The organism is Streptomyces palmae (genome assembly GCF_004684805.1).
GTDB classification, from domain to species: domain Bacteria; phylum Actinomycetota; class Actinomycetes; order Streptomycetales; family Streptomycetaceae; genus Streptomyces; species Streptomyces palmae.
In genome coordinates this window covers 1-8,828 of record NZ_SRID01000293.1, presented here as the reverse complement: position 1 = coordinate 8,828, position 8,828 = coordinate 1, and the positions used below count along the sequence as shown (strand labels likewise).

Annotated in this window: 7 protein-coding genes; 5 read left to right on the top strand and 2 right to left on the bottom strand. The window is 71.6% G+C overall.

Annotated features, from left to right (window positions below):
* Positions 1-460 precede the first annotated feature (460 nt).
* Positions 461-820 (bottom strand): hypothetical protein, encoded by a 360-nt coding sequence (locus E4099_RS24275; RefSeq protein ID WP_135341250.1) that lies wholly within the window; start codon positions 818-820, stop codon positions 461-463.
* Between the two features lie 24 nt (positions 821-844).
* A complete protein-coding gene (locus tag E4099_RS24270; protein WP_135341249.1) occupies positions 845-1,786 on the bottom strand; it encodes a heme o synthase in 942 nt (313 codons plus the stop codon).
* A gap of 425 nt (positions 1,787-2,211) precedes the next feature.
* On the opposite strand from E4099_RS24270, the gene tkt reads away from it, so the two are divergent.
* The 5 genes from tkt to pgl form a co-directional block, all read left to right on the top strand.
* Entirely contained in the window at positions 2,212-4,305 is a 2,094-nt protein-coding gene (gene tkt, locus E4099_RS24265; protein WP_135341248.1) for a transketolase, read from the top strand.
* Between the two features lie 35 nt (positions 4,306-4,340).
* The gene (tal, locus tag E4099_RS24260; RefSeq protein ID WP_135341247.1) at positions 4,341-5,483 is read left to right on the top strand and encodes a transaldolase; all 1,143 of its coding nucleotides are present in this window, start codon (positions 4,341-4,343) and stop codon (positions 5,481-5,483) included.
* Position 5,484: 1 nt separating this feature from the next.
* Positions 5,485-7,023, top strand: a complete 1,539-nt coding sequence (zwf, locus tag E4099_RS24255) for a glucose-6-phosphate dehydrogenase (protein ID WP_135341246.1) — start codon at positions 5,485-5,487, stop codon at positions 7,021-7,023.
* A complete protein-coding gene (gene opcA / locus E4099_RS24250) occupies positions 7,020-8,060 on the top strand; it encodes a glucose-6-phosphate dehydrogenase assembly protein OpcA (RefSeq protein ID WP_135341245.1) in 1,041 nt (346 codons plus the stop codon). The genes zwf and opcA overlap by 4 nt, the downstream gene beginning before the upstream one ends.
* On the top strand, positions 8,057-8,828 hold a 772-nt coding region (gene pgl, locus E4099_RS24245; protein WP_135341244.1), incomplete at its 3' end, for a 6-phosphogluconolactonase. The genes opcA and pgl, both read left to right, overlap by 4 nt.

The following is an 8,828-nucleotide window of genomic DNA, read 5'->3' as shown; positions in this document are numbered from 1 at the left end:
ACGGTACGTAGGGGGCGGCGGCCCGGTCCTGGGGTTCTCATCCTGGGCCGGGCCGCTGGCGTGTGTGCTCCGTCAGGCTGCGGGCCGTCCTGGGCTGGGCGCGCAGTTCCCCGCGCCCCTGGGGAGCGGGGCCACCGTCCGGTTGGTTGTTGCCGTCGGGGCGGCCGGACGGCAGTGGCCCGGGCCTGGGGTTCCCACCCCTGAGCCCGGGCCGCGGTCTTGTGCGATCCGTCAGGCTGCGGGCCGTCCTGGGCTGGGCGCGCAGTTCCCCGCGCCCCTGGGGGAGGGGCCACCGTCCGGTTGGTTGTTGCCGTCGGGCGGCCGGACGGCAGTGGCCCGGGCCTGGGGTTCCCACCCCTGAGCCCGGGCCGCTGTCTTGTGCGATCCGTCAGGCTGCGGGCCGTCCTGGGCTGGGCGCGCAGTTCCCCGCGCCCCTGGGGGAGGGGCGCTACCCGGCCGCTCAGTCGTTGTCGGGGCCGCCGAGCTGCATGCCGGCCATTCGGGTCCACTCGTAGCGGCCGGTACGCACCTTGGCGGCCAGCTCGCCGTCGAAGTCGTCGTGGAGGGTGATTCCGGCGAGCTCCACGGCGCGCTGGGCGGTCTGGTAGGAGGGGGCGACCAGGTTGCCCCACTCCCCGTTGGCGCCGACCAGGGCGATCCGGGTGCTGCCGCGCGCGATGTGCGCGAGCTGGCCCTCCGCGCTGCCGCCGTGGCTGGCGGCGAAGGTGGTGATCTGGTGGGCCAGCCGCTGGGCCCGCTTCTCGGTGCGCTTGTCCGGGGCCGGCCGCTCGGCGGTCTCCGCCTGCTTGGTGTCTGCCATGGACAGAATGCTACCCACCGGTAATCAGCGGAGGAAGGGGTCCACCGCCACCGCGACGAAGAGCAGCGTCACATAGGTGATGGACCAGTGGAACAGCCGCATCTCCTTGAGCTTGGCCCCGGTCACCCCGGCCTTGGCGCGCGCCTGCAGGCCGTGCGCCTCCTTGAGCCAGAAGGCGCCCAGCAGCACGGCGACCACGGGGTAGAACCAGCCGGTGTAGCCGAGCGGCCACAGCAGCAGCGAGACGCCGACCATCACCCAGCTGTAGAGGACGATCTGCCGCGCGACCACCTTGTTGCCGGCGACCACCGGGAGCATGGGCACGGCGGCCCGCTCGTAGTCGTCCTTCACCTTCATGGACAGCGGCCAGTAGTGCGGCGGGGTCCAGAAGAAGATGACCAGGAAGAGGATGAGCGCGGCCCAGGAGACCGAGTTGGTCACCGCTGACCAGCCGATGAAGACCGGCATGCAGCCCGCGATGCCGCCCCAGACGATGTTCTGCGCGGTGCGCCGCTTGAGCCACATCGTGTAGACCACGACGTAGAAGAGCAGTGCGCCCAGCGACAGCGCCGCGGACAGCGGGTTGACCAGGTACCAGAACCAAACGGTGGAGACCACCGCCAGCGTCGAGGCGAAGACCAGGCACTCGCGCGGCGAGACCATCCCGGTGACCAGTGGACGCTGCGAGGTGCGGTCCATCAGGGCGTCGATGTCCCGGTCGATGTACATGTTGAACGCGCCCGCGCCGCCGGCGGACAGATATCCGCCGACGCAGGTGGCGAGCACCAACCAGAGATCGGGTACACCTTCGGCCGCCAGGAACATCACCGGGACCGTGGTCATCAGCAGCAGCTCGATGACCCGGGGCTTCGTCAGGAGCACGAACGCCTTGACGCGGGCCCCGATCGGACGGTGACTGGGCCTCGCAGCGAGTACCCCCGCAGGACGGGATTCGACGGCCGTCACGCACACCCCTGGTAGAAGCAGCAGAACCAGCAAGCACCGGACATGAAGGTCCGGTAAAGACTTGCGCGTACCACGCCACTCTAGACGCAGCGGGTACTCGGCCTTGTCGCGGGGGTGGGTCGTGTTGGGCTGGGTCCCGTGAAGGCGGGCTGGGCCCCCGTCCCCCGCCCGGGTGTGCCGCCCGGTGCGTGCCGGGAGGCGAAGTCCGGCCCGGACCGGCAGTCTGGGAGTGTGCTCCGCCAACCGTCCACGGGGATCGGGAATGCGGCATCCGCGGCATTCGTTGCCCTGGCGTACCACCTGGCGGGAGCTGGGCGAGCCGACGTCCCGGAAGAGAAGACGACCGTGATCGCAACGGTAGGCTCGGCACCGCTGGTGCGCACGGTCACCGGCATCCGACATGTGGAGAGGAGCCCTGACCCAGGGTGAGCACCAAGCCGACCACCACAGACCTCGAGTGGACCGAACTGGACCAGCGGGCCGTCGATACCGTCCGCGTCCTGGCCATGGATTCCGTGCAGAAGGTCGGTAACGGCCACCCTGGCACGGCCATGAGCCTGGCCCCCGCCGCGTACCTGCTCTTCCAGAAGCTGATGCGGCACGACCCCTCGGACGCGAACTGGACCGGGCGCGACCGCTTCGTCCTCTCGCCCGGGCACAGCAGCCTGACCCTGTACATCCAGCTGTACCTGTCGGGGTACGGCCTGGAGCTGGACGACCTGAAGGCGTTCCGCACCTGGGGCAGCCTCACTCCGGGCCACCCCGAGCACGGTCACACGGTGGGCGTCGAGACCACCACCGGACCGCTCGGCCAGGGCATCGCCAACGCGGTGGGCATGGCGATGGCCGCCCGCTACGAGCGCGGTCTGTTCGACCCGGAGGCACCCGAGGGCGCCTCGCCGTTCGACCACACCATCTGGGCGATCGTCTCCGACGGCGACCTGGAGGAGGGCATCTCCGCCGAGGCCTCCTCGCTCGCCGGCCACCAGAAGCTGGGCAACCTCGTCGCGCTTTACGACGACAACCACATCTCGATCGAGGGCGACACCGCCACCGCGCTCTCCGAGGACGTGCTGAAGCGGTACGAGGCGTACGGCTGGCATGTTCAGCGCATCGAGCAGGCCGCCAACGGCGACTTCGACGTGCGGGCGCTGTACGCGGCGCTCAAGGCGGCGCAGGAGGAGACCGAGCGCCCCTCGATCATCGCCGCCCGCACCATCATCGCCTGGCCCGCGCCCAACGCGCAGAACACCGAGGCCGCGCACGGCTCGGCGCTCGGCGACGCGGAGGTCGCGGCCACCAAGCAGGTGCTGGGCTTCGACCCCGAGCAGCACTTCCAGGTCGAGGAGGCGGTGCTGGCGCACGCCCGCCAGGTCGCCGACCGGGGCCGGGAGGCGCGTGCCCGCTGGGACAAGCAGTTCCAGGAGTGGCGGGACAACCATCCCGAGCGCGCCGCGGAGTTCGACCGGATCAGCGCGGGCGAGCTGCCCGAGGGCTGGGAGCGGGTGCTGCCGGTCTTCGAGACCGGCAAGGACGTCGCGACCCGCAAGGCGTCCGGCAAGGTGCTGCAGGAGCTGGGCGCGGTGCTCCCGGAGCTGTGGGGCGGCTCGGCCGACCTGGCGGGCTCCAACAACACCACCATCGACCCCTCCTCGTCCTTCCTGCCGAAGGGCAACCCGCTGCCGGAGGCCGACCCGTACGGCCGCACCATCCACTTCGGCATCCGCGAGCACGCCATGGGCTCGACCATGAACGGCATCGCGCTGCACGGCAACACCCGCGTCTACGGCGGCACCTTCCTGGTGTTCTCCGACTACATGCGCCCCGCGGTGCGGCTGGCCGCGCTGATGAAGCTGCCGGTCACCTACGTCTGGACGCATGACTCCATCGGTCTGGGCGAGGACGGCCCGACCCACCAGCCGGTCGAGCACCTGTCCGCGCTGCGCGCCATCCCCGGGCTGAACATCGTCCGTCCGGCCGACGCCAACGAGACCGCCATCGCCTGGGGCGAGATCACCCGCCGGCACAGCGCCGCCCCGGCGCCGCACGGCATCGCGCTCACCCGGCAGAACGTCCCCACCTACGCTCCGAACACGGACGCCGCCAAGGGCGGGTACGTGCTCTTCGAGGCCGAGGGCCCCGACGGGCAGGGCACCGAGCCGCAGGTCATCCTGATCGGCACCGGTTCCGAGGTGCAGCTGGCCGTCGAGGCGCGGGAGCGGCTGCAGGCCGAGGGCGTCCCGGCGCGGGTGGTCTCGATGCCGTCGGTGGAGTGGTTCGAGGAGCAGGACCAGGCGTACCGCGACAGCGTGCTGCCGCCGTCGGTGAGGGCGCGGGTCGCCGTGGAGGCCGGTATCGGCCTGACCTGGTACCGCTACGTGGGCGACGCGGGGCGGATCGTGTCGCTGGAGCACTTCGGGGCGAGCGCCGACTACAAGGTGCTGTTCCGCGAGTTCGGCCTGACCGCCGACGCGGTGGTGGAAGCGGCCCGGGCATCGCTGGCCTCGGTCGGCCGCTGACGCCACCATAGAGACAAGTAGGAGATGCAGATTCCATGACAGACGCACTCAAGCGCCTCTCCGACGAGGGCGTGGCGATCTGGCTCGACGACCTTTCGCGGAAGCGGATCACCTCGGGCGACCTCGCCGAGCTGATCGACCAGCAGCACGTGGTCGGTGTCACCACCAACCCGTCCATCTTCCAGAAGGCGATCTCCGGCGGCGACGGCTATGACCAGCAGCTGCGGGACCTGGCGGTGCGCCGGGTCACCGTGGAGGAAGCGCTGCGCATGATCACCACCTCGGACGTGCGGGACGCCGCGGACATCCTGCGGCCGGTCTTCGACGCCACCGGCGGCCAGGACGGCCGGGTCTCCATCGAGGTGGACCCGCGCCTGGCGCACGACACCGAGGCGACCATCGCCGAGGCCAAGCAGCTCGCCTGGCTGGTGGACCGCCCCAACACCTTCATCAAGATCCCGGCCACCCGGGCCGGCCTGCCGGCCATCACCGAGGTGATCGGCCTGGGCATCAGCGTCAACGTCACGCTGATCTTCTCGCTGGAGCGCTACCGCGAGGTGATGGCCGCCTACCTGGCCGGCCTGGAGAAGGCCAAGGCGGCGGGTCTGGACCTGTCCAAGATCCGCTCGGTGGCCTCCTTCTTCGTGTCCCGGGTGGACACCGAGATCGACAAGCGGCTGAGCGCGCTGGACGGCGACGAGGCCAAGGCGCTGCGCGGCAAGGCCGCGGTGGCCAACGCGCGTCTGGCCTACCAGGCGTACGAGGAGGTGTTCGGCGCCGCCGACGACTCGGCGCCGCCCTCGGACCGCTGGGCTGCCCTGGACAAGGCGGGCGCGCACAAGCAGCGGCCGCTGTGGGCCTCCACCGGCGTCAAGGACCCGGCGTACTCGGACACCCTGTACGTCGACGGGCTGGTCGCCCCGGGCACGGTCAACACCATGCCGGAGGCCACCTTGGAGGCGACCGCCGACCACGGGCGGATCACCGGCGACACGGTGCGCGGCGAATACCAGCAGGCCAGGGCCGACCTGGACGCGCTGGCCGCGCTGGGCGTCGACTACGACGACGTGGTCCGGCTGCTGGAGGAGGAGGGCGTCGCGAAGTTCGAGACGGCCTGGAACGACCTGCTGAAGTCCACCGAGGCGGAGCTCCGGCGCCTCGCTCCCTCGGAGGCGTGAGGTGACCTCTCCGCCCGCACACGGCGTCAACCCGCTCCGTGACGCCCAGGACCGGCGGCTTCCGCGCATCGCGGGGCCGTCCGGCCTGGTGATCTTCGGCGTCACGGGCGACCTGTCGCGCAAGAAGCTGATGCCGGCCGTGTACGACCTGGCCAACCGCGGTCTGCTGCCGCCGGGCTTCTCGCTCGTCGGCTTCGCCCGCCGCGACTGGGAGGACGAGGACTTCGCCCAGGTCGTCCATGACGCGGTGAAGGAGCACGCCCGCACCCCGTTCCGCGAGGAGGTCTGGCAGCAGCTGGCCGAGGGCTTCCGGTTCGTACCCGGCGAGTTCTCCGACGACGAGGCCTTCGACACCCTCCGGACCACCATGGAGGAACTGGACAAGGCGCGCGGTACCGGCGGCAACTTCGCCTTCTACCTGTCCGTCCCGCCGAAGTTCTTCCCCACGGTCGTGCAGCAGCTCAAGAAGCACGGCCTGTCCGACAGCACCGCCGACTCCTGGCGGCGCGCCGTCATCGAGAAGCCCTTCGGTCACAACCTGGCCAGCGCGCAGGAGCTCAACCAGGTCGTCCACCAGGTCTTCCGGCCCAGCGACGTGTTCCGCATCGACCACTACCTGGGCAAGGAGACGGTCCAGAACATCCTGGCGCTGCGCTTCGCCAACACGATGTTCGAGCCGCTGTGGAACCGCTCGTACGTGGACCACGTCCAGATCACCATGGCCGAGGACATCGGCATCGGAGGTCGGGCCGGGTACTACGACGGCATCGGCTCCGCCCGGGACGTCATCCAGAACCACCTGCTCCAGCTGCTGGCGCTGACCGCGATGGAGGAGCCCGCCTCCTTCGACGCCAAGGCGCTGGTCACCGAGAAGCTGAAGGTCCTCAAGGCGGTCAAGCTGCCGCCGGACCTGGGCAGCCACACCGTCCGCGGCCAGTACACCCACGGCTGGCAGGGCGGCGAGGAGGTGCTCGGCTACCTGGAGGAAGAGGGCATCAACCCCAGGTCCAAGACCGACACCTACGCCGCGGTGAAGCTGGAGATCGACAACCGGCGCTGGGCCGGGGTGCCGTTCTACCTGCGCACCGGCAAGCGCCTGGGCCGCCGGGTCACCGAGATCGCGGTGGTCTTCCAGCGCGCCCCCTACTCCCCCTTCGACACCACCGACACCCAGGAGCTGGGGCAGAACGCCCTGGTCATCCGGGTGCAGCCGGACGAGGGCGTGACCATCAGGTTCGGCTCCAAGGTGCCCGGCACCTCGATGGAGATCCGCGACGTGACCATGGACTTCGCCTACGGCGAGTCCTTCACCGAGTCCAGCCCCGAGGCGTACGAGCGGCTGCTGCTGGACGTGCTGCTGGGCGACGCCAACCTCTTCCCGCGCCACCAGGAGGTGGAGGAGTCCTGGCGGATCCTCGATCCCATCGAGGAGTACTGGGACAAGAACGGCCGGCCCGAGCCGTACACCGCCGGAACCTGGGGGCCCAGGGCGGCGGACGAGATGCTTGCACGAGACGGACGGAGCTGGCGCCGGCCATGAACATCGATCTCACGGACACCACGTCCAGCCAGATCAACGCGGCGCTGGTCAAGGCACGCCGGGCGGCCGGCTCCCCCGCCGTGGGCATGGTGCTGACCCTGGTCATCGTCACCGACGAGGGCAACCACTACGACGCGCTCAAGGCCGCCAGCGAGGCGTCCAAGGAGCACCCGTCGCGGATCCTGGTCGTCATCAAGCGCCCCGGCCGCACCCCCCGCGACCGCAAGCTCGCCCGGCTGGACGCCGAGGTACGGGTGGGCGGTGACACCGGCACCGGCGAGACGGTGCTGCTGCGGATGCACGGCGAGCTGGCCAACCACGCCCAGTCGGTGGTGCTGCCGCTGCTGCTGCCGGACGCCCCGGTGGTGGTGTGGTGGCCCGAGGACGCGCCGGAGCACCCCAGCGAGGACCTGCTCGGGCAGCTCGCGGCGCGCCGGATCACCGACGCCCAGGCCACCGAGGACCCGGTGGCCACCCTGGTCCAGCGGGCCGCCACCTACACCCCCGGCGACACCGACCTGGCCTGGACCCGGATCACCCCATGGCGCAGTGTGCTGGCGGCGGCGCTCGACCAGAAGCACTCCGCGGTCACCTCCGCGGTGGTGGAGGGCGAGGCGTACAACCCGAGCGGCGAGCTGCTCGCGCTGTGGCTCGCCGAGCGGCTGCGGGTGCCGGTCGAGCGCCGGGTCACGGAGGGCCCGGGGCTGACCGCGGTGCGCCTGGAGACCGCGGACGGCACCATCTGCCTGGACCGGGCGGACGGCGCGCTCGCCGAGCTGGCCATGCCCGGGCAGCCCGACCGGCACGTCGCCCTGCACCGGCGGGAGACCTCCGAGCTGATCGCCGAGGAGCTGCGCCGTCTCGACCCGGACGAGACCTACGCCTCCGCGGTGCGGTTCGGCGTGGACGCGCTGGCCAAGGAGGAGAAGGCGCGGAAGGCGGCGGGCGAGGAGCCCGCTCCGGCCGCGGAGCCCGCCCCGGACGCATCCTCCCGGAAGGCCGGGAAGAAGGCTGCGGCGAGGAAGGCGGCCACGTGACCACACCGCAGGTCGTGGTGCACCGCGACAAGGAGCTGATGGCGCAGGCCGCCGCGGCCCGGCTGATCACCAAGATCGTGGACGCGCAGGCCGCCCGGGGCTACGCCTCGGTGGTGCTCACCGGCGGCCGCAACGGGAACGGCCTGCTGGCGGCGCTCGCCGCGGCCCCGGCCCGGGACGCGGTGGACTGGTCGCGGCTGGATCTGTGGTGGGGCGACGAGCGCTTCCTGCCGGACGGCGACCCGGAGCGCAACCACACCCAGGCCCGTCAGGCGCTGCTGGACTCGGTGCCGGTGGACCCCGCCCGGGTGCACGCCATGCCCGCCTCCGACGGTCCCTGCGGGGGCGATGTGGAGGTGGCGGCGGAGGCGTACGCGGCCGAGCTGGCGGCCGCCGCCGGGACGGACAACCGCGGTCTGGTGCCGTCCTTCGACGTGCTGCTGCTGGGGGTGGGGCCGGACACTCACATCGCCTCGCTCTTCCCCGAGTTGCCGGCCGTCCGGGAGACCGAGCGGACGGTGGTCGGCGTGCGCGGCGCGCCCAAGCCGCCGCCCACCCGGGTCTCCCTCACCCTGCCCGCGATCCGGGCCGCCCGCGAGGTGTGGCTGCTGGCCGCGGGTGAGGACAAGGCGAAGGCGGTCGCCATCGCGCTGTCCGGCGCCGGCGAGATACAGGCACCGGCCGCCGGTGCGTACGGTCGGTCCCGCACCCTGTGGCTCCTGGACCGCCCCGCCGCCACCGGCCTCCCCCGCGATCTCTACCCCCCGG

Coding starts and splice junctions, on each gene's coding strand:
- E4099_RS24275 (WP_135341250.1), bottom strand. CDS start 820: ATGGCAGACACCAAGCAGGCGGAGACCGCCGAGCGGCCGGCCCCGGAC.
- tal (WP_135341247.1), top strand. CDS start 4,341: ATGACAGACGCACTCAAGCGCCTCTCCGACGAGGGCGTGGCGATCTGG.
- opcA (WP_135341245.1), top strand. CDS start 7,020: ATGAACATCGATCTCACGGACACCACGTCCAGCCAGATCAACGCGGCG.